Genomic DNA, 22,419 nt, shown 5'->3' on the forward strand with positions numbered 1-22,419 from the left:
GCGAGGCTTTCATGGAACATGCGGACGCGCTCCCTCCCTTCATCGAGCTTGCCGGCACCAGCGTCCGGCAGAAGATCGTCGACATTGGCGCGCGCCATATCAGCGGCGAGCCGGTCTATGCGCCCTTGCTGCGCGGCGGCGAGGCGACGGTCGTCGGCTTCGAGCCCGACGAGGCCGCCGTCGAAGAGCTGAACGCGCGTAAAAATCCGGGCGATGTCTATCTGCCCTACGCCGTCGGCGATGGCGGGCGCCATACGCTGCATATATGCGCGGCGCGCGACATGACCTCGCTGCTGAAGCCCAACCGACAAGCGATGGAGCTGTTCCACGGCTTTCCCGTGTGGTCGGAGATCGTCGCGACGCAAGAGATCGACACGGTGCGGCTCGACGACGTGCCCGAGACCGACGGCGCGACCTTTCTGGAGTTGGACGTGCAGGGCGCGGAGCTGATGATCCTGCAGAATGCCGTCGAGCGGCTGCGGCGCGCCTATGTGCTTCATGTCGAGGTCGAATTCCTGCCGCTCTATGAGGGGCAGCCGCTGTTTTCGGAAATCGAGCTGTTTTTGCGCGCGCAGGGCTATGTTCTGCATCGCTTCACGCCGCTGACGAGCCGCGTGTTGCGGCCGCTGATGCTGGGCAAGGATATTTTCGCCGGCATGAGCCAGATCGTCTGGAGCGACGCCATTTTCGTGCGCGACTTCATGCGGCCGGAGCTGCTCGCCGACGAGGAATTGATCGGCCTCGCGCAGATCGTGCATGATTGCTACCGCTCCGCCGATCTCGCTCTGCGCCTGCTCACCGAGCATGATCGCCGCAGCGGCCGCAATCTGGCGCGCGCCTATATCATCGGGTTGCGCCACCGATCCGCCGCGCCTGCGGCGCAAGCGGCGGCCGGTTGATCTTACCGGCCGAACTCGCGATAAGGGGCGCGAAGGAAATCGCGGCAATCCTCTCCGAGACTTGCAATGGCGCTCGAAACCGGCCCGATTTTGCGGGTCGACGGCATCTCCAAGACCTACGCCGAGACCGTGGCCGTGAAGCCGTTGAGCTTCGCGCTCGCGGCGGGCTCGGTGACGGGGCTGCTCGGCGGCAATGGCGCCGGCAAGACGACGACCATCGGCATGGTCATGGGCCTCATCGAGCCCACTACGGGAACAATAGAAATTTTCGGCCGTGATTTTTTGAAAGATCGCTATCACGCGATCGGCCGCATGAATTTCGAGAGCCCCTATGTGGACATGCCGCATCGTCTCACCGTGCGGCAGAATCTCACCGTCTTCGGCCGTCTCTACGGCGTTCGCGGCGTCGCCGCCAAGATCGAGGAGCTCGCCGCCAGCCTCGCCCTGAAAGAATTTCTCGATCGTCCGAGCGGACGTCTCTCCGCGGGGCAGAAGACGCGCGTCGCGCTCGCCAAGGCGCTCATCAACGAGCCGGAGCTGCTGCTGCTCGACGAGCCCACCGCCTCGCTCGATCCCGACACCGCCGATTGGGTGCGCGCCCATCTCGAGGAGTATCGCCGCCGCCGCAATTGCGCGATCCTGCTCGCCTCGCACAATATGGCGGAGGTGGAGCGCCTCTGCGATCGCGTGATGATGCTGAAGGAGGGAAGCCTCGTCGACGACGGCTCGCCCGCCGCGCTGTTGGCGCGCTATGGCCGCGCCAATCTCGAGGAGGTGTTTCTCGATGTCGCGCGCGGCCGCGGCAATGGAGGCGCCGCATGAGCGCCGCTTTCGAGTTTTCGCTCGCGCGCGTCGGCGCGATGACCTTGCGCTATTCCTATCTGCTGCGCTCCTCCGTGCCGCGCATGCTGGAGATGATCTATTGGCCCATGGTGCAAATGCTCACCTGGGGCTTTCTGCAGACCTATCTCTTACGCGCGCCGGGCGGGCTCGCGGGCGCCGACAAGACGACGATCGCCGCCGGCTCGCTCATCGGCGCGGTGCTGCTGTGGGACATATTGCTGCGCGGCCAGCAGGGCTTCTCCTTCTCCTTTCTCGAGGAGATGTGGTCGCGCAACCTGCCCAATCTGTTCATGAGCCCGTTGCGGCCGGCGGAATTCGTCGCCTCCATGATGGCGATGAGCCTCATCCGGCTCCTCGTCGGCATGGTTCCGGTGACGGTCCTCGCCATTTGGTTCTTCGGCTTCAATCTCTGGGCGCTCGGCTTCGCCTTTGCGGCGTTTTTCGCCATTCTTATCTTCTTCGCCTGGAGCGTCGGCCTCTTCGTCGCGGGGTTGCTGCTGCGCTATGGTCTCGGCGCGGAAAATCTCGTCTGGTCGCTGATGTTCATCATTCAGCCGCTCGGCTGCGTCTATTATCCGGTCGCCGTGCTGCCCTATTGGCTGCAGCCGATCTGCTGGGCGCTGCCGCCGACCTATGTGTTCGAGGGGCTGCGCGGCGTGCTCGTCGACCATGCGTTGCGCGTCGATCTGATGGCCTATGGGCTGGCGTTGGATGCGGTTCTGTTCGCTGCGGCCTCTTTCGCTTTCGTGCGCCTGCTCGCCGCGGCGCGCCGCGCCGGGACGCTGCTGCAGACCGGCGAGTGAGAGCGGCGAACCGCCGCCGCCCCGGGGAGCGAGGAGCGTGATTTCTATTGCGGCCGGACGTCCGGCGCTCGATAATGGATCGCTAGGCCTCGCGCGGCGAGCCGTCGCCGATCAGTCCCGCGCGTCGTCTCGTCATCGCCGTGCGCCTGTCGAAATTCGATGGGAACAATTGTTCGATGCGAATTCTGATCGTCGAAGATCAACCGGATATTTCCACGCTGATCGCCGATCGTGTTCGGCGAGCCGGCTATATACCGGATTGCGTCCGCGTTCTGGCCGATATTCCCGACGCTCTCGAGGCCTATGATTATCCGGTGATGCTGCTCGACAGGCGTTTGCCCGATGGCGACGGACTGTCCGCCGTCGCCGCGGCGAAGCGAATTCGTCCCGGCATCCGAATTCTGGCGGTGACGGCGGCCCGTTCGATCGAGGAGCGCGTCGACGGGCTCGACGCCGGCGTCGACGATTATCTGACCAAGCCGTTTTCTCCCGACGAGCTGCTGGCGCGCATTCGCGCCAGCCTGCGGCGGCCGGGCGGCGATCCGGCGCCTCCGATCGCGATCGGCAGGCTCTCCTTCGATCTCAATTCGGACAGCGCCTCCATCGGCGGGTCTCCGCTCGTCGTGCCGAGGCGCGAGCTGTTGCTGCTCGGGGCCTTGATGCGCCGCGCGGGGCGAGCGGTCACTTTCTCGACGCTGCTCGAAGAGGTCTATGGCTCCGACGATCTATCGCGCATCGGCGCGCTGAAGATGGTCGCCATGCGACTGCGGCAGCGTTTGAACGATCAGCATGCGGGCGTCGAGATTCATGCGCCGCGCGGCATAGGCTATCTCATCCGTGAAGCGCGCGGGCCATGATATTGCGCTCGCTCTCGTCCCGATTGATCGTCTATGCGATCTTCGGCTCTATCATCGGCTTCGTGACATTGCCGATGATTTTCGTCCTCGGCCTTCTCGCGACGAGCCTGTGGCAGGGTGGGCGCTCGCCTTTCGACGAAATTCGAAATCCGCGCACGCGCGAGGTCGTGATCGCCGCTCTGCGCAAAGACGCGGACGGGGAGAAATATATCGAGAAGACTCGCGATCTGCAGAATTTCATCCGAGAGAATCCGGAATTTCGCTTCGCCGTCTTCGATCCGCGCAGCAAGCGGGCGCTCGAGGGATCCGCGCCGGAATTGGTGGAGGCTTTCGGAAATTTCGGCGCGCCGCTGAATCTCCACCGCTCGACTTTCCACATTTCCGTCGGCGGATCGACGCCCAAGGGAGAGTTCGCCGCCGTGGCGTCGCCGGTCGGCGAAGTCCTGTTGGCGAGTTACGGCTCCAAGTTCCGTTGGAGCGACAGTGTTTCTCTGCTTTATTATGCGAGCAACTTCTCCGAAGCGCTGATGTTTCTTCCCCCTTGGGGGGCGATGTGCCTCATCGCGCTCTTCGTCGTCAATCGCGGCCTCGCGCCTTTGCGCGCGGCGGCGGCGAAAATCGCGAAAATCGACGTGAACTCCTTGAAGGAGCGCATCGCGCTCGACGATGCGCCGTCGGAGATGCGGCCCTTCGTCGAAGCGGTCGACAAGGCGTTCGAGAGGGTGCAGGAGGGCGTCGATCGCCAAAGGCGTTTCTCCGCCAATTCGGCGCATGAATTGCGCACGCCGATCACCATATTGCGCGCACGCGTCGGCAAGATGGAGGAGGGCCCGCTCAAATTCGAGATCGAGCGCGATGTGTTGCGCGTGCAGACGATCGTCGAGCAGATGCTGCTGCTCGCGCAGATCAAGGAGCGCGGGCGGATCGCGCCTCATAAGCTCGATCTCTACGATGTCGTGCTGGCCGTCGCCGCGGATTATGTGCCGATCGCGATCGACAATGATCGCGAGATCCAGCTCGAGGCGCCGTCGCGCCGTGTGACGGCGCTCGGATTGCGGTGGAGCGTCGAGAGCATCGTCACCAATCTCATCGCCAATGCGGTGCGCGCGGAGCCCGCAGGCGGCGTCGTGATCGTTCGCGTGCTGTCCGAATGCGCGATCGAGGTCGTCGATCACGGGAGCGGGGTGTCCGACACCGACCGCGACCGCATTTTCGAGCCCTTCTGGCGCAAGGACGATGCGCCCCCCGGCACGGGGCTCGGCCTATCGATCGTCCGCGAGCTCGTCGACCTGCTCGGCGGCGAGGTCTCCGTCGAGGAGACGCCCGGCGGCGGCGCCACCTTCAAGGTGCGGCTCCCCGAGGCCGGAGCCGAGCCGGGCGAAGCGGCGGAGGTCGCCGCGGGGCGGGAGGTTCAGCTGTCGCTCGACCAGCGTTGCGAGCGGAACGCCTGAGCGATCGCCTCGGCGCGGGCCTCTGGAGTGGCGGGCTCGATCGCGGCGCAAGCGTTTCGCGCCGTCTCCAGCAGCACAGCCTTGGGATAGGCCTCGTCGGTGCGTCCGGCATGGGCGGAGAAATCGCAGCCGCAGACGCTCATCAGCCGCGCGAATGTCTCGGGCGCATCGAAGGCGCCGAGCCGCTCCAGCATTTGCGCGACGGGACCGGCGCGCACTTCCGAGGCGCGATGGACGCGCTCGCATTCGGAAAGCGCCAGCAGAGCGAGCTCGAGACAATCGGCCGGGACGCCGAAACGCGAGACGATCGCCTCTATGCGCGGGCCGCCGCGGTCGATGTGCTTGTAATGGAGCGGCAGATGCTCGCGCGGCGAATCCGCCTTGCCGACATTCATGACGAGCAGGGCGAAGCGCACGGCGAGCGGCGCGTCGATCCGCCCGGCCTCGTCGAGCGAGCGCAGCATATGCGCGCCGAGGTCCACCTCAGACTGCCCCTCCGAAATTTGCGGAACGCCGAACAAAGCGTCGACTTCGGGCAGGATCGCCCGCAGCGCGCCGCAGATGCGCAGGATGCGCAAGACCTTGCCGGGCGCCGGGCCGGAAAGGCCGAAGAGGAGCTCCGGCCAGATATCGGCCGCGTCCAGGCCGGCGAGACCGCCGTTCTCGACCTGATCGGCCAAATGATTCATCGTCTCCTCGCCCGGATCATTGTCCGTTTCGGCGAGGAGGGCCGCCATGCGAAGAATGCCGAGGCCGGGGTCGGTCTGCCCGAAATCGGGCTCGGGAATGTGTTCGGACGCCATGAGATATCGCGGGTGAGAGGATGCCCGGAGCGACAAGCAAACGGCTTGCCGCTCTGGGTTTGCCGCTCCTGGGATCGTCACGCGCGGCCGGCGACGGCGGCGCGTGTCAGCCTCGGCTCGCGATCCGTCGGCTGCTCCGGCGCCGCGGCCCGGCGCCGCGCGTCGGCGACCGTGCCTGCGTAGAAAGTCTCCGGCTCGTGCAGGCCAGCCGCGAGCAGCGCCCGCCGCACGCCCGGCCGCGCGCCCGCGACGCAGACCGTCGTGCCCGCCCGCCGCAGCCGCGCGACAAAGCTTTCGAGCGCGCGCGCCGCCGTGCTGTCGACGAGCGGCGCATCGGTGAAGTCGAAGATGAAGACGCGCGGATAGCGGCCGATCTCGTCCAGCGCCGCGCTCACCGTCGCCGAGGCGCCGAAGAAGATCGCGCCGCTGATCTTATAGACCATCACCTCGGCGTCGGAGGCGGCCGCGGAGTCATAGGCTGGGCGATGGCCGTCATAATCGTCGGCCTGGTCCTCGTCGAGGAAGGCCTCGCCGGTCTGCACCTCGACGCTCTCGGCGAGGCGATGCAGGAACAAGAAGGCGCCCAGAGTCACGCCGACGCCTATGCCGATCGTCAGATCCTCGAATATGGTGAGCAGAAAGGTCGAGAGCAGCACCAGCGCGTCGCCGCGCGAGGCTTTCACCAGCGCGACGAATTCTTTCTTCTCCGCCATGTTCCAGGAGACGACCGCGAGCACCGCGCCGAGCGAGGCGAGCGGGATGAAGGATGCGAGCGGCGCAGCGACCAGCATGAATGCGAGGAGAAACGCCGCATGCAGCACGCCGGCGACCGGACCCTTGGCGCCCGAGCGCACATTGGTCGCCGTGCGGGCGATGGTTCCCGTCACCGGAATGCCGCCGAAGATCGGCGCGACGATATTGGCGATTCCCTGCGCCGCGAGCTCGCAATTGGAGCGATGGCGCCGCCCGCTCATGCCGTCGGCGACGACGGCGGAGAGCAGCGACTCGATTGCGCCGAGCAGGGCGATGGTGAGGGCGTCGGGCAGCAGCGCGCGCAGCCGCGCCAGATCGAAGGCGGGCGTCGCCGGCGCCGGCAGCGTATGCGGCACGCCGCCGAAGCGCGAGCCGATCGTCTCCACATCGAGATGCAGCGCCGCTGTCGCCGCCGCGCAGAGCACGACGGCGATCAGCATTCCCGGCCAATGCGGTCGAAAGCGCCGCAGTCCGAGAATGACGGCGAGCGCCAGCGCCGAGACGGCGATCGTCGTCGGCCGGAAGCTGCCATGCGCCTCCCATAACGCCGCGAGCTTGGGGCCGAGCGCGGCCGGCTCGTGCGGAATATCGAGGCCGAGAAGATCCTTGAGCTGACTGGCGAAAATGATGACGGCTATGCCGGCGGTGAAGCCGACCGTCACCGGAAAGGGGATGTATTTGATGTAGGTGCCGCCGCGCAGCAGGCCGATCGCGAGCAGGATGACGCCCGCCATCATCGTGGCGAGCGCGAGCCCGTCATAGCCCTGGCGCTGCACGATGGAGAAGACGAGAACGATGAAGGCGCCCGCGGGCCCGCCGATCTGAAAACGGCTGCCGCCGAGCGCCGACACGAGAAAGCCGCCGATGATCGCCGTATAGAGCCCGCGGTCCGGGCTCAATCCAGAGGCGATGGCGAAGGCCATGGAGAGCGGCAGAGCGACGATCGCGACAGTGAGGCCGGCGATGGCGTCGGCGCGCAGATCGGCAAGGCCATAGCCTTCGCGCAAAATGGTGACGAGCTTGGGCGTGAACAGCTCGATGAAGCTCGGCTGGCGAAAACGTCGATCTCTCAACATCGGCTCCTTCGTTCGAGGAGCGGCGGGATCGTCGGCGCGAAGTCGGCGGTCGTCGTCGCGGATCAGAGCGTCTCCAAGCCGAAGCGGACGCCGGTTCGGCTGGAGACGCGTCGACACAAATGTCGAGAATCTTTCCATGTTTCAATGAAACATCGAAAGATTCTGGTCGTCTCACGTCGTCGAATGGGGCGGGCCGGGGCGGCGCATTCTGACGCCGCGTCCGCCGCCCTCGCTGCGGGCGTTCTCGCCGATCAGCTCGACGCCGGCCTCGGTCAGCGCCTCGACGACCTTGGTGAGCGTCTCGATCACGCCGCGGACATTGCCGTCGCTCGCCTCCATGCGCTGAATCGTCGGCAAGGAGACGCCGGAAAGCTCGGCCAGCTTTTTCTGATCTATGCCGAGCAGCGCCCTTGCGGCGCGCAATTGAGCGGCGGTGATCATCTCATATGCTCACGCTTTTTATATTAGCAGACATGTTTTACATCGCCAAGATGATGTTTTAAACATCATCTGAGCCATTTTGCAACGCGGCCGCGCGACTCGTGCGCGCCCTGGTTCTCGCCTGACCCGCGCGCATGTTAGCTTGGCGGATATGAACAAACCCGTGCAAATCGACGAGAGCTGGAAGCTTCGCCTCGGAGCGGAGTTCGAGCAGCCCTATTTCGGCGCGCTGCGCCATTTCGTGCGCGAGGAATATGCGAGAGCCAAGGTCTATCCGCCGGCCAAGCAGATTTTCCGCGCCTTCGACGAATGCCCTTTCGACGCTGTCGAAGTGGTGATCCTCGGACAAGATCCCTACCACGGCCCCGGCCAGGCCAATGGCCTGTGCTTCGCTGTCGGCCGCGACATTGCGCCGCCCCCTTCGCTGCAGAACATCTTCAAGGAGATCGAGGCCGATCTCGGGCGGAAGGTCTCGCGCGATCCGGACCTCTCGCGCTGGGCGCGTCAGGGCGTGTTGCTGCTCAACGCCACGCTCACCGTGCGCGGGAGCGCCGCCGGCTCGCATCAGGGCAAGGGCTGGGAGCGTTTCACCGACGCCGCCGTGCAGGCGCTCTCGCGCGAGCGAGAGGGCGTCGTCTTTCTTCTATGGGGCAATTACGCGCGGCAGAAAGGCGCGGGCGTCGATCGCGCCAAGCATTTGGTGCTCGAGAGCGCGCATCCCTCGCCGCTGTCTGCGCGCGGCTTCTTCGGCTGCAGGCATTTTTCCAAAGCCAACGCCTATCTCGAATCGAAAGGACGCGCGCCGATCGAGTGGTGAGGCGGCTATATTACTGGAATACATTATAAAATTAGTCGTTTACCAAAATGTAACCGCGGTTTCGTAGTTGAGTATTCATTGGATTGCCGGCGCGAGTCGGCCATTTCTGAGGCGTTTTCGCCGAGTCCGGCGGCGCGTCTCCAAATCATCTCGAGACGCGAGTTTCGCATGTATTTGACGTTGCTTTGTAATTCTCTTCATATTTACCGCCGATTTTGCGATCTTTGTCTCGATTATCTACGATCGCGGTTCGTCGCTGTCCCATTTGCCGCCGTGCGGCTCAGCCTCGCATTGATGGTAAGCGCCTATGTCGGCGCCAAAGCGACGGGGCTGACGCTGCCACCCTTCCCGGACCTGAGCCTTTTCCTCGTCGCAGTCTTCGCTCTCGACGTCTATTGTCGCTTCGCCTCGCCGAGCTTGGTCTCGCGCGTTGCGCCGATTTTCGTCTATTCGATGATCTATCTGGTGGCGACGTCGCTCGCGGGCGCCTTTGCGAGCTATGCGACGCAGCGTCTCGCCATGCCGCTGCAGGACGAGCTGTTTCTCTCGCTCGATCGATGGCTCGGCGTCGATTGGCTGGCCTTTGTCCATTATATCGACGATCGTCCTGTGTTGGCGGAATGGCTACGGAAAGCCTATGCGAGCATGGCCATTCAGATCATCGCGCCGGTGCTTCTGCTGGCTGCGCTCGAGCGCATCGACGAATTGCGCGTCTATCTTCTCTCCTACGCGATCGCGCTCACGGCGACGATCGTCATCGCCGCTCTGCTTCCGGCCTCGAGCGCGATCACTCTCGTCGACAATTCGATGTTTCACGAGCTTCGGTTCGCCGGCCGCACCCCGCTGGATCATCTGGCGCGCTTGCGCGAGGCCGGTCCATTGAATTTCGCGAACAGCGCGATCGGCGGCCTTTTGAGCTTTCCCTCCTTTCATGCCGTGGTCGGCGCGCTGACGCCTCTCAGCCTGCGCTCTGTGCGCCCGGTCTTCTACGTCTTGTGCCTCGTCGACGCCGCCCTGATGGTGGGCACGGTGACGGACGGCGGACATTATGCCGTGGACCCGATCGGCGGAGTCGCGGTCGCCTATCTGTCCTATCGGTTCGCGCGGCGCATAGAGGAACGACGGAGTCAATTCGCGCTGGGCCGACGCTTGGCGAACACGCCGACGATCACCGCGCGCGCGATATGCTCGGCCATGCATTGATAGCCGAGATCGTTGAGGTGGAAATTGTCGCGCGCCATCATCTGCAGATTGGCGTGGTTCTGCGCGATGAAGCGCATCGCGTCATAGCGGCGCACATAGGCGACATTCTCGGCGCTGGCCACGCGCTGCAGCACGTTGCGAATGGCGAAATATTCCTCGTCGCGCGAGAAGCGCGAGCTGTATTGCAGCCCGACGAGAACGACGTCGATCTCATTGTCCTTGAGCCAGCGGATCGTCGAGCGCACCGTATTCTCGAATTCGTCCGGCGCGACGCGCACCAGCGCGTCATTCGTGCCGAGCTGCCACAGCAGTAGATCGGGCTTCTCCCGCGTCACCTCGCTCTTGATGCGCTCGGCCGTGACGGCGGCGACCTCGCCCGAGATTCCGCGATTGGCGACGACGACGTCGACGCCTTTCATCGCGCCCTCGAGAATGGCCTCGAGCTGGGCGGGATAGCTCTTGGCTTCCGAAGAGGCGCCGACGCCCGAGGTCGAGGACGAGCCGATGGCGAGAATACGCGCCGTTTTGCGCTCGCGCAGCGCCCTGGCGAAATGCGGCAGCATGGCGGGCGCGGCGATATCGCCGGCCGGCGCCTCGCAGGCCGGGCTGAGCGGGGGCGGCGCCTCCGGCGGCGCGGATTCCTGAGCGAGGGCGAGCGAGGCCGTAAGCGCCAGCGCTAAGCCGCAGGCTCTTTCGACGTTTTTGCCCGCAGCCTTTCGCGCCATTCCGAAGCCCATGCGGCCGCTCCCATCACACCGAGGCCGAACATAACGATAAAAGCGTCGCTTACAACATCTCCGCCATAGGCGAAGCGGAACACCTGTCCGGCGAGGCTCAGCAGAGAGCCGGCGCAGAAGACATTGAGCGAATTGCGGCCGAGCAGCGACAGAAAGCCGCCGAGACGCGGCAGCGTCCGTGAGATTGCGCCGAAAGAGCCCGCGAAGACCGCGACAATGGCGAGATTGGAGAGCAGCCGCGCCGGCGAGAGGAAGGTTTTGTCGAAGACGAAGAAGAGCTTGGGCTCCGGCAGAGCGATCGGCGAGGGATCGAAATCGGTCCGCGCCGCGAGCGCGCCGAGCAGTACGATGGGCAGAGCGAGGCGCCACAGCCATTTTCTGTGGCGCCGCGCGAGGCCGCCGATCCCGTCCGCGCCGGCGAGCAGAAAGCCGAGCACGAAGACGAGCTGCCAGGCGAGCGGATCGAAGAACCAGGCGCCTTCCACCGGCCAGGTCGGGAAATTCACGCCTGTCGCCAGCGCAAAGGCCCAAATGGCGAGCGAGACCGGCAGCAAAAGCGCCCGCGCATGGCGATAGGAGAGGGCGATCAGCGGCGAGACGAGCATCAGCGCGACATAGAGCGGCAGAATATCGAAATAGCCGAGCTGAAACGTCAGCGCGACGAGGCCGAGATGGGCGCGCGCTGGATCGGTGAAAATGGCCGAGGCGTTGTTCCAGTCGAGCAGGAATGGCGCGTCCAGCCAGAGCGCGGCGCCGGCGAGCAGCGCGATCGCCAATTGCGCGATGACGAGCTGGGCCAGATAGACGGTGAAAGCGCGTCCCTCGAGGCGCAGGATCAGATAGCGCGCCGAGAGCGGCTTGGCCGGCCCGTCGACGAGCTTGCGCAGCGCCCAGCCGGCCAGAAAGACGAACAGCTCCGCCGAATCGGAGATCGCCAAATTGCGGAAGGTGAAGCGCTCGAAGAAAATGCCGGGAATATGATTGACGAAAATGGTGACGAGAGCGAAGCCGCGCCAGAAATCGATTTCATTCGGCTCGCGCATGCGCTTCTTCGATCGTTTGGCGGCTTCGTCGTCGCCGCGGACCCGGAGCCGCGGCGCGCTTGTTCAGGGCCCCGAATGCGGCCTTTTTCAGGACCGGCGGAGAGGCGCCTCGGCGACATTCATATCGCGCGCTCCACGCGGCCCGGAAGGACGCGCAAAAGCTGCGCGCGGCCGGCGAGCGAGGCGAAGACCTCCGGATCGGCGCCCGTCATCCACACTTGTCCGCCGATGCGCGCGAGCTCGGCGTAGAGCGCCTCGCGCCGCAGCGGATCGAAATGGGCGGCGACCTCGTCGAGCAGCAGCAGCGGCGCGCGTCCCGTGGTGGCGGCGACGAGGCGGGCGTGGGCGAGCACGAGGCCGGTCAGCAGCGCCTTCTGCTCGCCGGTGGAGCAGGCGCGCGCCGCCTCGTCCTTGGGGCCGTGGCGCACGGAAAGATCGCTCGCCTGCGGCCCTTCCAGCGTGCGGCCGGCGGCGGCGTCGCGCCGGCGCGAGGCGGCGAGCCGCGCGCGATACCGATCTTCGACACGCAGAGCGGGCTCCTCGCCGACCATGCGCTCGAGCTCGCCCTCGATCGTGACCTCCGCCCATGGAAAGGGCGAGCTGTCGTCGCGCTCGCGCGCGATGAGGGCGCGCAGCCGCAGCACCGTCTCGCCCCGCGCGGCGGCGACGGCGACGCCGAGCGCGGCGATCTCGCGCTCCGTCGCATCGAGCCAGCGCGCGTCGGGCGAATCTTCCGAGAGCAGGCGGTTGCGGTTGCGCAACGCTCGCTCGAGCCGGGCGGCGCGCGTCCCATGCTCGGCGTCGAGGCTGAGCGCCAGCCGATCCAAGAACCGCCGCCGATCGCCCGCCGGGCCCGCGAACAGCCCGTCCATCGAAGGCGTGAGCCAAAGCGGCCGGAGATGATCGGCGAAAGCGCGGGCGGAGGAGACCGGCGCGCGATCGATGCGAAAGCGCCGCGCCGCGCCCTGATCGCCGCTCGCCGGCTCGAGCCCATGGCCGAGCTGCGTCGCGACGCCGTCGGCAAAAAGCTCGATGGAGACGGCGAAGCCGCCCGAGCCCTGGCGGCGGGCGCAATCGGAGAGCTCGGCGCCGCGCAGCCCGCGCCCGGCCGAGAACAATGAGAGCGCCTCGAGAATATTGGTCTTGCCGGCCCCGTTCTCGCCGGAGAGCGCGACGAGCGGCGCCTCGATCGCGCAATCGAGCGCGGTATAAGAGCGATAGTCGGCGAGCTGGAGCCGCCGCGCCATGGGGGCGAGAATGGGAGGATCGCTCGGCGTCATGCCGCACGCTTTGCCACGGGCGCGCGCGAAGGGCCAGTGTGAGGGGAGCTTTCGCGGGGCGCGCGTTTGCGCTCGGCCGATGCTCCACTTTCTGTCGAGCTCGACGCGAATTTCGAGAAATCAAACGAAATCCAAAGCGGATGATTTTTCGCTGCTATTTGTGCAAAAGTGCGTGCGGAAGTCGCCCAGAAAAGGCTTGCGGTATGTACGGCTATACCGTACGCAAAGTGCGGATGAATCTTCGCATGATCAAACACCGAGGCCTGAAGCGCTTCATCGAGATTGACGACCCGAGGGAGTTGCGCCCCGATCTGGTCAATCGAACGCGCAATATCCTCACCGCGCTTATCGCCGCGACAAATATGGACGGTGTGCAAGGCTCACCGGGTTGGCGGATACATCAGCTTTCCGGAGACAGGGCCGGGACGTGGAGCATTTCCGTTTCTGGCAACTGGCGCATCACCTTCGAACTCGATGGCGGCGACATCATAAACCTCGACTTGGAGGATTATCATTAATGACCGACAGAGCTGTGACCATAGGCATGAGGCCGCCGCATCCAGGCGCTTTCATCCGCGAGGAAGTCCTCGAGCCTCTCGACCTTTCGATCGCGCAGGCCGCCGATGTGTTGGGAGTGCGCCGCGCCACGCTGTCCGACCTCGTGAACGGCAATTCGGCCTTGTCGCCTGAAATGGCGCTACGTATCGAGAAGGCTTTCGGCGTCAGCATGGAAACACTGTTGAGGATGCAGGCATGGTTCGACGCCTGCGCCATGCGCGACCGTTCCGACCAGATCATTGTGAAGCGGTTTGTCCCGGACGGCCCCGCGCAGGGCTGAAGAATGCCGGATGATTCACGGCTCGAGTCGCGAGCGGAACTCAAATCGCCACCCTCACGCCCGCCCATACACCTCCGCGCCCGCCAGCAGGCGCAGGCGGAAGTTGCCGGCGTCGAAGCCGGCCTCGCCGTCCGCCTCCTCGATGAGCGGCTCGGCGGCGGCGGCCTTCAGGAGATCGGGGTGGAGGAGATTGACGCCGAGCTCGCCGCCGGGGCTCGTCCAGCCGCGCAGCGCGTCGGCGCTCTGCAGCCGTAGCAGAGCGGTGACGCGCAGGTCTATGGCGACGGCGATGACGTCCGCCGTCTCGGACATCCCGCGGCGCTCCAGCAGCTCGAACAGGCGAGCCGAGCGCGAGCCAGAGGCCCAGCGCTCTTCCGCAGGGAGCTGGCGCAGCATGTCCAGCACCTCGCCGAGGAGATCGGCCGAGATCGGAATGCGATTCACTTTGTCGAGATAGTCCGACATCCCCTTTCCTCGCGCGCAGGCGATCCCGAATATAGACCAAGGCGTCGCGACCGGATACGGCTTTGCAGCCCTCCGGCGGAATACGGAGCGTCGCCTCGCGTCGGCCTTTCCGGGCCGGCGGGAAAGAGAGTATGTTGTCGCCCCTTCATCGCCAGCGGAGCTGTCGCGTGGCCTGTTCCGATCCGCAGAGCCTTTCAGGTAAGCGCATCCTGCTCGTCGTCGGCGGCGGCGTGGCCGCCTACAAGTCGCTCGAGCTGGTGCGCCGGCTGCGCGAGCGCGGGGCGGTCGTGCGCGCGGTCCTCACCGCCGCGGCCGCGCGCTTCGTCACGCCGCTCTCCTTCGCGAGCCTCACCGGCGAGCGCGTCCACGAGGATTTGTTCTCGCCCAGCGACGAGCAGGAAATGGGTCATATAAGGCTGTCGCGTGAGGCCGATCTCGTCGTGGTCGCGCCGGCGACGGCGCATCTTCTGGCGCGCATGGCGCAGGGGCTCGCCGATGATCTGGCGACGACGCTGCTGCTCGCCACCGACAAGCGGACTCTGCTGGCTCCGGCCATGAATCTGCGCATGTGGCTGCATCCGGCGACGCAGCGTAATGTCGCGACGCTGCGCGGCGATGGCGCGCTCTTCGTCGGGCCGGAGGAGGGCGATATGGCCTGCGGCGAATATGGCCCCGGACGCATGGCCGAGCCGCTGGCGATCGTCGGCGCCATAGAGGCGGCGCTGCGCGGGGATACGCTGTTGCCGCTTCCTTTCGCCGCGCACGGGCCGCTCGCCGGGCGCCATGTGCTCGTCACCTCGGGGCCGACGCGCGAGCCGATCGATCCGGCGCGTTATCTTTCCAACCGCTCCTCCGGCAAGCAGGGCCACGCCATAGCGGCGGCGGCGGCGCGCGCCGGGGCGCGCGTCACTCTGGTGAGCGGCCCGGTGGAGATCGCCGATCCACAGGGCGTCGTGACGCGCCATGTCGAGACGGCGCAGCAAATGCTCGCGGCTGTCGAGGCGGCTCTGCCGGCCGATATTTTCATCGCCGCCGCGGCCGTCGCCGATTGGCGCGTCGAGCCTTCGGCCGACAAGATCAAGAAAGGCGCCTCGCGCGAGCCTCCGACGCTCGTTCTGCGCGAGAATCCGGATATTCTCGCCAGCGTCGCGCAACGGCGCGAGGGGCGGCCGGCGCTGGTCGTCGGCTTCGCCGCGGAGACGCGCGACATGCTCGCTCATGCGCAGGAAAAGCTCGCGCGCAAAGACTGCGATCTCATCGTCGCCAATGATGTCGGCGCCGCCGCCGGCGTGTTCGGCGCGGACAGCAACGAGGTTCACCTCGTCTCGCGCGAGGGCGCTCAATCCTGGCCGCGGCTGGATAAATCCGAGGTCGCGGCGCGGCTCCTCGCGCATCTTTGCGAAAAGCTCGCCTCCGGGGAGACGCCGTGATGAAAATCGCCATCCGCCGCCTTCCGCATGGCGAAGGCGTCGCTCTGCCCGCTTACGCCAGCGAAGGCGCCGCCGGCCTCGACCTCAGCGCGGCGATCGCGCCGGGCGGCAAGCTGGTGCTCGAGCCGGGCGCGCGCGATCTCGTGCCGACGGGCCTCTCCATCGCGCTGCCGCCGGGCTATGAGGCGCAGGTGCGGCCGCGCTCCGGTTTGGCGCTCGAATTCGGCGTGAGCGTGCTCAACGCGCCCGGCACGATCGACAGCGATTATCGCGGCGAGGTGAAGGTTCTGCTCGTCAATTTTGGCGCGCATCCCTTCGAGATTTCGCGCGGCATGCGCATCGCTCAGCTGGTGGTTGCGCGCTATGAGCGCGTGGAGCTCGTCGAGGCGGCCGACGCGCTGGCCGAGACCGCGCGCGGCGCCGGCGGCTTCGGCTCGACGGGGATCGGCGAGGGCGGCGCAGAATGAGCCTGCTGCCGCGTCCCGCGCGCCTCGCCGTTTTGGCGGCGCTCGACATCGCCTTGCATGCGCGGTCGCGGCCGGTGTCGTCGCGGGCGCTGGCGGCGCGTCACGATCTGCCGCCGCGGCATCTCGAGAGCATGCTGCAGGCCATGGTGCGCGCCGGCATTCTCAAGAGCGTGCGCGGACCGGCCGGCGGCTATGAGCTGGCGCGCGAGCGCCGCCGCCTCAATGTCGGCGAGATCGTGCGCGTGGCGCTGCGGGCGGAGGAGGGGGCTATGGATGGGGAGGAGCCGCGGCTGCTGGCGCTCGCCGTCGATCCCGTATTCGCCGACGCCGAGCGCCAGGCGCTAGCCAAGCTCGATATGATCACCTTGGACGAGCTGCATGGGCAGGCGGTCGCCGCCGGACTCGGCGAGATCGAGGGGAATGACGGCGACTTCGATATTTGACGCGCATGCGGGGGGGGTCACATGGACCCCGGCCTTCGCTCGCCGAGTGATCGAGGAAACAGGAGGGCCAGCCTTGGATTATGAGACGATCAAGATCGAAACGCACGGACGCGTCGCGCTGCTGCGGCTCGACCGTCCGCGTGCGCTCAATGCGCTGAACGCCCGTTTGATCGGCGAGGTCGCCGACGCGCTGACGCATTTCGAGGCGGACCCGGAGATCGGCTGCGTCGTGCTGACCGGCTCCGCCGAAGCCTTCGCCGCGGGCGCCGACATAAAGGAGCTGCGCGACAAGACCGTCGCCGAGGCCTATCTCGACGATTTCCTGTCGCGCTGGGACGGGGTGGCCCGCGCGCGCAAGCCGGTCATCGCCGCCGTCGCCGGCTATGCGCTCGGCGGAGGCTGCGAGCTCGCCATGATGTGCGACTTCATCCTGGCCGCGGATACGGCAAAATTCGGCCAGCCAGAGATCAAGCTCGGCGTCATTCCGGGCTCCGGCGGCACCCAGCGTCTGGTGCGCTCCATCGGCAAATCCAAGGCGATGGAGCTCGTTCTGACCGGCCGGCTGATGGGCGCGGAGGAGGCCGAGCGCTGCGGCCTCGTCGCGCGCATACTGCCTGCGGACCGGCTGCTCGAAGAGGCGCTGAAGACTGCGCAGACGATCGCGGCTCTGTCGCTGCCGGCGGTTCTGATGGCGAAGGAGGCCGTCGAACGCGCCTATGAGACGCCTTTGTCGGAAGGCGTGCGTTTCGAGCGGAGATTGTTTTATTCCCTGTTCGCGACGCATGATCAGAAAGAGGGCATGACCGCCTTCATCGAGAAGCGCCCGCCGCATTTCGAGCATCGCTGAGCCGGAGCGCTTCGGCGCCGCGTCCATGCCCTATTCGCGCCGCTTGGGAGCCGCTTGGGCCGGGCATTGACGAAACGGCGTCGGCGCGCGTATAAGGCCGGCGAACTGGCCGCGATTTCGCGGCCGCTTTGCTTTTCTGGGCGGCGACCCCGCCCGCCTCGCCTCGACCGTCGAAGGAACAAAGATGGCCAACACCAGCTCGGCCAAGAAGGCCGTCCGCAAGATCGCCCGGCGCACGGCCGTCAACCGCGCGCGTCGCAGCCTGCTGCGCACGCAAGTGCGCAAGGTCGAGGAGGCGATCGCGAGCGGCGACGCCGCGACGGCGGCGGCGGTGCTCAAGAGCGTCGCTCCGGTCGTCATGCGCGCAGCGCAGCACGGCGTCATTCACAAGAATACCGCATCGCGAAAGGTCTCTCGTCTGACCGCTCGCGTGAAGGCTCTGTCGGCCTGATCTTTCCTTACGCAAATCGCGCGTTTTCAAAGCCCGGCTCAGCCGGGCTTTTTTGCGTTCTGCGTAATTCTTCGACCATCGTGAAAACCGATTCCGCTAGTCCGCGTAGTGTGAGATTTATTTTCACACGTTTTTCTTGTGCGCAGCGTATATGGTTTAAAAACAGTTAATTGCATTATAGGCCCGTTGCGCCGCCAACGCTCGGCGGGCTTGACAGGGACTCTTCGCGACGGCGCGCGCTGCAGCGCTGCAACGATCGCTCTGCGGCGCCTCGGTCGGCCGTCGATTTTTCTGAGCGGCGAATCATGACCTTATCCTGGCGAAGAGGGCCTCTGCGGCAACGATGCGGCGACGATCTGCGCATTCTGCGGCTCGACGATCGTTGCGTGCGCAAATGCCTGCGTGTAGGTTCGAAACGTGGCGTGGCGTTGCGGAGCGGCGTCGCTTAGACGGGTGAGTGAACGTATGTAGGCCTTCGGGTGACACCTTCTCTGCGATAGACTGCCGGACGCGTTCGTCGAATGCGTCGACCACACCACGAATGCATCGGCCGAATTCCCGCTGGGTGCGTTTCTGTCTGCGTATCTTCAGATCCGATTGTTAGGACCGCGACGAGCTTTCGCTCATCGCGGATGTAGGGGTGATGTGATGGCTTTTGGGCGGCGAGCCGACACGAGAACGAGCGACGACGAAGCGCAGCGCTACGACGCGCGACGTCGCAGTCGAAAGGACGGCCGAAATCCGTTCGACTTCAGCGAATGTTCCGTGGGGCCCCCTATCAGGCTGTAAGCGTCCTCTAAGCGCCGATCGCGCATATCGATCGAAACCGACCGATTCATCCGTTTCACTGTGACGACGCTGTCGAGGCGCCGCGCCTCGACTCGTCTTCAGCGCGAAAGAAAGCCATGTCCGATAATAGCGATGACCAGTCGAATTCCAGTGAACTATCGGGGGAGGACCGGCAAAAATGGGAACGTGTGCGGGGCCGGCTGCGCGCCGAGCTCGGCGAGGCGGTCTATAATTCCTGGTTCGCGCGGCTGGAGCTCGAGGGCGTGAAGGACGGAGCCGCGCTGCTGACGGTGCCGACCAAATTCTTGAAGAGCTGGATTCACTCGCATTATGCGGATCGCATCCGCACGCGGCTCTGCGCCGAATTTTCCACGCTGGAGCAGATCGTCATAGACGTGCGCTCGCCGACGCGGCGCTCGCGTCCGCGCGATGCGGACGCCGGCGCTGCGGCCGAGAAGGCGGCGCCGGCGGCGCCCGCCATCGCCGATCGCATGGAGACACAGCCCGTCAAGGCTCCGATGCGGGTTTCCGGGCGCGGCGACGCCGATTCTTTCGGCGGCTCGCCGCTCGATCGTCGTCTCTCTTTTTCGACCTTTCTCGTCGGCCCCTCCAACCAGCTCGCCTATGCGGCCGCCTGTCGCGTCGCCGACGCCCGCCCCGGCGAGCATCCGTTGTTCAATCCGCTCTACACGCATGCCGCCGTCGGACTCGGAAAGACGCATCTGCTGCAAGCAGTGGCGCGTTCCGCCAATGACAATAAGCGGCGCGTGCTCTATCTCACCGCCGAGAAATTCATGAGCGGCTTCGTCTCGGCGCTGACGCAGCAGAACTCGATCGCTTTCAAGGAGCGGCTGCGCAACATCGACGTGCTGATCATCGACGATGTGCAGTTTCTGCAGGGCAAGTCGATCCAGCAGGAGTTCTGCCATACGTTGAACTCGCTCATCGACGCCGGCAAGCAGGTCGTCGTCGCGGCCGATCGTCCGCCGTCCGATCTCGAGACGTTGGACGAGCGCGTGCTCTCGCGCTTCAAGGGCGGGCTCTGCGTCGACATCGGGCCGCTCGACGAAGAGCTGCGCGTGAAGATTTTGGAGGCGCGCATCGCCGCCACGCAGGAGGCGCAGCCCACTTTCCACGTGCCGCCGGCGGTCGTCTCCTATATCGCCAAGACGATCGTCACCAATGGCCGCGATCTCGAAGGCGCGGTCAATCGTCTGCTCGCCCATTCGACGCTGAATGGCGCGCCGCTCTGCGTCGAGACCGCCGAGAACGCCATTCGCGATCTGGTGCGCAGCCAGGAGCCCAAGCGCGTCAAGATCGACGACATTCAAAAGCTCGTCGCCAGCCACTACAACATCTCTCGCGCGGATATTCTGTCCTCGCGCCGCACCGCCAATGTCGTGCGCCCGCGGCAGATCGCCATGTATCTGTCCAAGGTGCTGACGCTGCGCTCGCTGCCGGAGATCGGTCGCCGCTTCGGCGGACGCGACCACACGACCGTGCTGCATGCCGTGCGCAAGGTCGAGGAGCTCGCCTCCAAGGACAAGAGCCTGTCCGAGGTCATAGAGCTGCTGAAGCGAATGCTCGCCGAGTGAGCGGGGGGAGTGATCGCGTCATGGCCGCGCGCTCAGCGCGGCCGCCACATGCGCGTGTCGGGCTCGATCGGATAGGCGGCGTCCCAATCCGCGAGCTTGCGCTCATAGAGCGCGCGATAATCGTCGTCGCTCACGAGCTCGATCTTCTCGAGATCGAGCTCGAGCCCGATCTCGTGATAAATGTCGAGATTGCGCAGGTCGGGCCGCGGCAATTCGCCTTGCTCGTAGTCGCGCCACATGCCGCGATAGAGCGTCTCGAGCTCACCGACGAGACGCGGCGTGTCGAACAGCAGCGAGGCGTCGCGCGCCTTCGCGAGCTTGTCGCGGACGCCGGCGAGCTTGCGCCTGTCTTTGCCGAGCTCGATGGCGAGCGCGATATAATCCTCGGCCGATGAGCAGGCGAGCTCACCGACGCCGGCGGCGCGCACCAGGCTGGCGCAGACGCGCGAGGCGAAGCTGCGGCCGGGGAAGGTGACGATCGGCACGCCCATCCACAGCGAGTCGGCGGCCGTCGTATGGGCGCCATAGGGGAAATTGTCGAGGAAGAGATCGGCGAGCGCATAGCGCGCCAAATGCTGCGGATTGGCCATTTTATCGGCGAAGACGATGCGCTCCGGCGCGACGCCGCGCGCCTTCGCCTCCGCCCGCACGCGGTCGTTGGTCTGTTCCGTGCCGGTCAAGAGCCACAGCACGCTGCCCGGAACCGCCGTCAATATGCGCGCCCAGCGGTCGAAGGTCAGAGCGGTGAGCTTCTGCATGCCGTTGAGCGAGCAATAGACGAAAGCGTCTTCCGGCAGTCTCGCCTCGGCGCGCGTCGGGCGGTTCGGCGCGACGACGCGCTTGCGGTCATTGGGCTGGTAGCAGGAAAGCCGCAGCACCTTCTCGGAATAATAGATCTCCGATCCTTCCGGGACGATCACCGGATCGGCGATGATATAATGATGATAGGGGCTGCCCATCGTGCCGGGAAAGCCGAACCAATTGACGATGATCGGCGCCGGACGCAGCGAGAACACCTTGGTGCGCGCGTCCTTGGTGTAGCCGTTGAGGTCGACGAGAATATCGATCTCGTCCTCGGCGATTTTGCGCGCGGCGGTCTCGTCGTTCATCCCATTGATGTCGGTCCAGTGATCGACGGCGGCGACGATGCGCTCGCGCGTCGGATCATTGCGCGCGATGCCGCAATAATAGGCGTGGATCTCGAAATGCGCGCGATCATGCGACTCGAGCACATCCGTCATGGCGAAGCCGACGGCGTGCTCGCGCAGATCAGAGGAGACATAGCCGATGCGTAGCTTTGTTTTGGCGGGCCTCCGCTTCGGCTCTGGCGGGAGCAGGCGACGCTCGGGCCGGCCGATGGCGCGCTTCTCGTAATGATGCGCCTTGGCGAGTTGGAACATCGGATCGTCGGCGTGATTGGCGAGCGACAGCGACGAAATGCCATTGGCGAGATCGGCGAGGCTCACGCGCTCGGAGGGCAGGACCACCGGCCATTTGCATTGCCGCTGGCGCAGCGCGATCCAATGCTGGACCACCTCCTGCCGCTTGGGGTCGATCTCGAGAATCTGTCGCAGCGCATCTTCGGCCGCCTCGTCCTTGTTGAGGCTCTCGAGCACGCGTCCGGTCTGCTGCAGCGCGCTCAGTCTGTGAGCGACCGCGTCGCCATTGATGGCGGCGGTCCGCTCGACCAGCGCCAGCCACTGCGCGACTGCCGCGCCGACCTGGCCGGAATCCTCGAGCAGCCGCCCGAGATTAATGTAGGGCGGCTGGAAATCCGGCTGGATGCGGATCGCCTCGCGCAGCGCATTGATCGCGCCGGGGCGGTCGCCCGTCTCGGACAGCGCGGTCGCAAAGTTGAAATAGGCCGCATAGACGACCGGGTCGTCCGCGTTGAAGGCGATCCAATGTTTATAGAGCTCGGCCGCCCGCCGATCGAGCCCCGCCGCTTTGAGCTGCGCTGCGGCGGTGAACAGATCGGCGATGGTCAGCTTGCGCGAGAAGGATTTTTCGATCGCGCTTTTGAATAGCGCGAGGGCAGACTCCGATTCGTTCGGCTGAGTGGTCATGTCGACGTCCATTCGAGAGGGC

General features: G+C 65.7%; 23 protein-coding genes. 15 read left to right on the forward strand and 8 right to left on the reverse strand.

Features of this window, described 5'->3' with window-relative positions; genetic code table 11:
• Positions 1-11 precede the first annotated feature (11 nt).
• From IY145_RS15900 to IY145_RS15920, 5 genes are all read left to right on the forward strand, one after another.
• Positions 12-899, forward strand: coding sequence for an FkbM family methyltransferase (locus IY145_RS15900; RefSeq protein ID WP_196409100.1), 888 nt, complete (start codon positions 12-14; stop codon positions 897-899).
• A 66-nt stretch (positions 900-965) separates the two neighbouring features.
• On the forward strand, positions 966-1,721 hold the full coding sequence (locus IY145_RS15905; RefSeq protein ID WP_196409101.1) for an ABC transporter ATP-binding protein: 756 nt from the start codon (positions 966-968) through the stop codon (positions 1,719-1,721).
• On the forward strand, positions 1,718-2,545 hold the full coding sequence (locus IY145_RS15910; RefSeq protein ID WP_196409102.1) for an ABC transporter permease: 828 nt from the start codon (positions 1,718-1,720) through the stop codon (positions 2,543-2,545). Before IY145_RS15905 ends, IY145_RS15910 begins: the two co-directional genes overlap by 4 nt.
• Positions 2,546-2,721: 176 nt before the next feature.
• Complete coding sequence (locus IY145_RS15915; RefSeq protein ID WP_196409103.1) at positions 2,722-3,402, forward strand: response regulator transcription factor; 681 nt, start codon at positions 2,722-2,724, stop codon at positions 3,400-3,402.
• Positions 3,399-4,853: a HAMP domain-containing sensor histidine kinase gene (locus IY145_RS15920; protein WP_196409104.1), complete on the forward strand. Its 1,455-nt coding sequence runs from the start codon at positions 3,399-3,401 to the stop codon at positions 4,851-4,853. Before IY145_RS15915 ends, IY145_RS15920 begins: the two co-directional genes overlap by 4 nt.
• Here IY145_RS15920 and IY145_RS15925 read toward each other — a convergent pair.
• From IY145_RS15925 to IY145_RS15935, 3 genes are all read right to left on the reverse strand, one after another.
• Positions 4,814-5,656, reverse strand: a complete 843-nt coding sequence (locus IY145_RS15925; RefSeq protein ID WP_246722064.1) for a tRNA nucleotidyltransferase — start codon at positions 5,654-5,656, stop codon at positions 4,814-4,816. The genes IY145_RS15920 and IY145_RS15925 overlap by 40 nt on opposite strands.
• 77 nt (positions 5,657-5,733) lie before the next feature.
• Entirely contained in the window at positions 5,734-7,485 is a 1,752-nt protein-coding gene (locus IY145_RS15930) for a SulP family inorganic anion transporter (protein WP_196409105.1), read from the reverse strand.
• Positions 7,486-7,656: 171 nt separating this feature from the next.
• The gene (locus IY145_RS15935) at positions 7,657-7,926 is read right to left on the reverse strand and encodes a helix-turn-helix domain-containing protein (protein WP_196409106.1); all 270 of its coding nucleotides are present in this window, start codon (positions 7,924-7,926) and stop codon (positions 7,657-7,659) included.
• A 151-nt stretch (positions 7,927-8,077) separates the two neighbouring features.
• Here IY145_RS15935 and ung point away from each other — a divergent pair, with 151 nt between their 5' ends.
• Together ung and IY145_RS15945 are read left to right on the forward strand one after the other, a co-directional pair.
• Entirely contained in the window at positions 8,078-8,743 is a 666-nt protein-coding gene (gene ung, locus IY145_RS15940) for a uracil-DNA glycosylase (RefSeq protein ID WP_196409107.1), read from the forward strand.
• 273 nt (positions 8,744-9,016) lie between these two features.
• Complete coding sequence (locus IY145_RS15945) at positions 9,017-9,946, forward strand: phosphatase PAP2 family protein (protein ID WP_196409108.1); 930 nt, start codon at positions 9,017-9,019, stop codon at positions 9,944-9,946.
• On the opposite strand, the gene IY145_RS15950 is transcribed toward IY145_RS15945, so the two are convergent.
• From IY145_RS15950 to recF, 3 genes are all read right to left on the reverse strand, one after another.
• Positions 9,871-10,683, reverse strand: a complete 813-nt coding sequence (locus tag IY145_RS15950; protein WP_196409109.1) for a GDSL-type esterase/lipase family protein — start codon at positions 10,681-10,683, stop codon at positions 9,871-9,873. The two genes, IY145_RS15945 and IY145_RS15950, sit on opposite strands and share 76 nt — an antisense overlap.
• On the reverse strand, positions 10,623-11,726 hold the full coding sequence (locus tag IY145_RS15955; RefSeq protein ID WP_196409110.1) for an OpgC family protein: 1,104 nt from the start codon (positions 11,724-11,726) through the stop codon (positions 10,623-10,625). Before IY145_RS15955 ends, IY145_RS15950 begins: the two co-directional genes overlap by 61 nt.
• Before the next feature lie 119 nt (positions 11,727-11,845).
• Entirely contained in the window at positions 11,846-13,006 is a 1,161-nt protein-coding gene (recF, locus tag IY145_RS15960) for a DNA replication/repair protein RecF (protein ID WP_196409111.1), read from the reverse strand.
• A 203-nt stretch (positions 13,007-13,209) separates the two neighbouring features.
• Here recF and IY145_RS15965 point away from each other — a divergent pair, with 203 nt between their 5' ends.
• A complete protein-coding gene (locus IY145_RS15965; RefSeq protein WP_246722065.1) occupies positions 13,210-13,524 on the forward strand; it encodes a type II toxin-antitoxin system RelE/ParE family toxin in 315 nt (104 codons plus the stop codon).
• Positions 13,524-13,844: a HigA family addiction module antitoxin gene (locus tag IY145_RS15970; protein WP_196409112.1), complete on the forward strand. Its 321-nt coding sequence runs from the start codon at positions 13,524-13,526 to the stop codon at positions 13,842-13,844. The genes IY145_RS15965 and IY145_RS15970 overlap by 1 nt, the downstream gene beginning before the upstream one ends.
• Before the next feature lie 54 nt (positions 13,845-13,898).
• On the opposite strand, the gene IY145_RS15975 is transcribed toward IY145_RS15970, so the two are convergent.
• Positions 13,899-14,309, reverse strand: coding sequence for a hypothetical protein (locus tag IY145_RS15975; protein WP_196409113.1), 411 nt, complete (start codon positions 14,307-14,309; stop codon positions 13,899-13,901).
• 131 nt (positions 14,310-14,440) lie between these two features.
• Here IY145_RS15975 and coaBC point away from each other — a divergent pair, with 131 nt between their 5' ends.
• The 6 genes from coaBC to dnaA all read left to right on the forward strand — a co-directional run bounded on the left by coaBC (position 14,441) and on the right by dnaA (position 20,331).
• A complete protein-coding gene (gene coaBC, locus IY145_RS15980) occupies positions 14,441-15,739 on the forward strand; it encodes a bifunctional phosphopantothenoylcysteine decarboxylase/phosphopantothenate--cysteine ligase CoaBC (RefSeq protein WP_196409114.1) in 1,299 nt (432 codons plus the stop codon).
• Positions 15,739-16,206 carry a dUTP diphosphatase gene (gene dut, locus IY145_RS15985; RefSeq protein ID WP_196409115.1) on the forward strand — a complete coding sequence of 156 codons (468 nt, stop codon included), beginning with the start codon at positions 15,739-15,741 and terminating at the stop codon, positions 16,204-16,206. The genes coaBC and dut overlap by 1 nt, the downstream gene beginning before the upstream one ends.
• On the forward strand, positions 16,203-16,649 hold the full coding sequence (locus IY145_RS15990; RefSeq protein ID WP_196409116.1) for an Rrf2 family transcriptional regulator: 447 nt from the start codon (positions 16,203-16,205) through the stop codon (positions 16,647-16,649). Before dut ends, IY145_RS15990 begins: the two co-directional genes overlap by 4 nt.
• A 73-nt stretch (positions 16,650-16,722) precedes the next feature.
• Positions 16,723-17,496 carry an enoyl-CoA hydratase gene (locus tag IY145_RS15995; protein ID WP_196409117.1) on the forward strand — a complete coding sequence of 258 codons (774 nt, stop codon included), beginning with the start codon at positions 16,723-16,725 and terminating at the stop codon, positions 17,494-17,496.
• 184 nt (positions 17,497-17,680) lie between these two features.
• Positions 17,681-17,947, forward strand: a complete 267-nt coding sequence (gene rpsT, locus IY145_RS16000) for a 30S ribosomal protein S20 (RefSeq protein ID WP_024879343.1) — start codon at positions 17,681-17,683, stop codon at positions 17,945-17,947.
• 905 nt (positions 17,948-18,852) lie between these two features.
• Positions 18,853-20,331, forward strand: coding sequence for a chromosomal replication initiator protein DnaA (gene dnaA, locus IY145_RS16005; protein ID WP_196409118.1), 1,479 nt, complete (start codon positions 18,853-18,855; stop codon positions 20,329-20,331).
• Between the two features lie 32 nt (positions 20,332-20,363).
• Here dnaA and IY145_RS16010 read toward each other — a convergent pair whose 3' ends face one another.
• Positions 20,364-22,397, reverse strand: a complete 2,034-nt coding sequence (locus IY145_RS16010; protein WP_196409119.1) for a glycosyl transferase — start codon at positions 22,395-22,397, stop codon at positions 20,364-20,366.
• Between the last annotated feature and the right edge of the window lie 22 nt (positions 22,398-22,419).

The sequence above is a fragment of the Methylosinus sp. H3A genome (genome assembly GCF_015709455.1).
Classification (GTDB): domain Bacteria; phylum Pseudomonadota; class Alphaproteobacteria; order Rhizobiales; family Beijerinckiaceae; genus Methylosinus.

Coding starts and splice junctions, on each gene's coding strand:
- IY145_RS15905 (WP_196409101.1), top strand. CDS start 966: ATGGCGCTCGAAACCGGCCCGATTTTGCGGGTCGACGGCATCTCCAAG.
- IY145_RS15900 (WP_196409100.1), top strand. CDS start 12: ATGGAACATGCGGACGCGCTCCCTCCCTTCATCGAGCTTGCCGGCACC.
- IY145_RS15925 (WP_246722064.1), bottom strand. CDS start 5,656: ATGGCGTCCGAACACATTCCCGAGCCCGATTTCGGGCAGACCGACCCC.
- dnaA (WP_196409118.1), top strand. CDS start 18,853: ATGTCCGATAATAGCGATGACCAGTCGAATTCCAGTGAACTATCGGGG.
- rpsT (WP_024879343.1), top strand. CDS start 17,681: ATGGCCAACACCAGCTCGGCCAAGAAGGCCGTCCGCAAGATCGCCCGG.
- IY145_RS15910 (WP_196409102.1), top strand. CDS start 1,718: ATGAGCGCCGCTTTCGAGTTTTCGCTCGCGCGCGTCGGCGCGATGACC.
- IY145_RS15990 (WP_196409116.1), top strand. CDS start 16,203: ATGAGCCTGCTGCCGCGTCCCGCGCGCCTCGCCGTTTTGGCGGCGCTC.
- coaBC (WP_196409114.1), top strand. CDS start 14,441: ATGTTGTCGCCCCTTCATCGCCAGCGGAGCTGTCGCGTGGCCTGTTCC.
- IY145_RS16010 (WP_196409119.1), bottom strand. CDS start 22,397: ATGACCACTCAGCCGAACGAATCGGAGTCTGCCCTCGCGCTATTCAAA.
- ung (WP_196409107.1), top strand. CDS start 8,078: ATGAACAAACCCGTGCAAATCGACGAGAGCTGGAAGCTTCGCCTCGGA.
- IY145_RS15935 (WP_196409106.1), bottom strand. CDS start 7,926: ATGATCACCGCCGCTCAATTGCGCGCCGCAAGGGCGCTGCTCGGCATA.
- IY145_RS15930 (WP_196409105.1), bottom strand. CDS start 7,485: ATGTTGAGAGATCGACGTTTTCGCCAGCCGAGCTTCATCGAGCTGTTC.
- IY145_RS15920 (WP_196409104.1), top strand. CDS start 3,399: ATGATATTGCGCTCGCTCTCGTCCCGATTGATCGTCTATGCGATCTTC.
- IY145_RS15915 (WP_196409103.1), top strand. CDS start 2,722: ATGCGAATTCTGATCGTCGAAGATCAACCGGATATTTCCACGCTGATC.
- IY145_RS15975 (WP_196409113.1), bottom strand. CDS start 14,309: ATGTCGGACTATCTCGACAAAGTGAATCGCATTCCGATCTCGGCCGAT.
- IY145_RS15950 (WP_196409109.1), bottom strand. CDS start 10,683: ATGGGCTTCGGAATGGCGCGAAAGGCTGCGGGCAAAAACGTCGAAAGA.
- dut (WP_196409115.1), top strand. CDS start 15,739: ATGAAAATCGCCATCCGCCGCCTTCCGCATGGCGAAGGCGTCGCTCTG.
- IY145_RS15965 (WP_246722065.1), top strand. CDS start 13,210: ATGTACGGCTATACCGTACGCAAAGTGCGGATGAATCTTCGCATGATC.
- IY145_RS15970 (WP_196409112.1), top strand. CDS start 13,524: ATGACCGACAGAGCTGTGACCATAGGCATGAGGCCGCCGCATCCAGGC.
- IY145_RS15955 (WP_196409110.1), bottom strand. CDS start 11,726: ATGCGCGAGCCGAATGAAATCGATTTCTGGCGCGGCTTCGCTCTCGTC.
- recF (WP_196409111.1), bottom strand. CDS start 13,006: ATGACGCCGAGCGATCCTCCCATTCTCGCCCCCATGGCGCGGCGGCTC.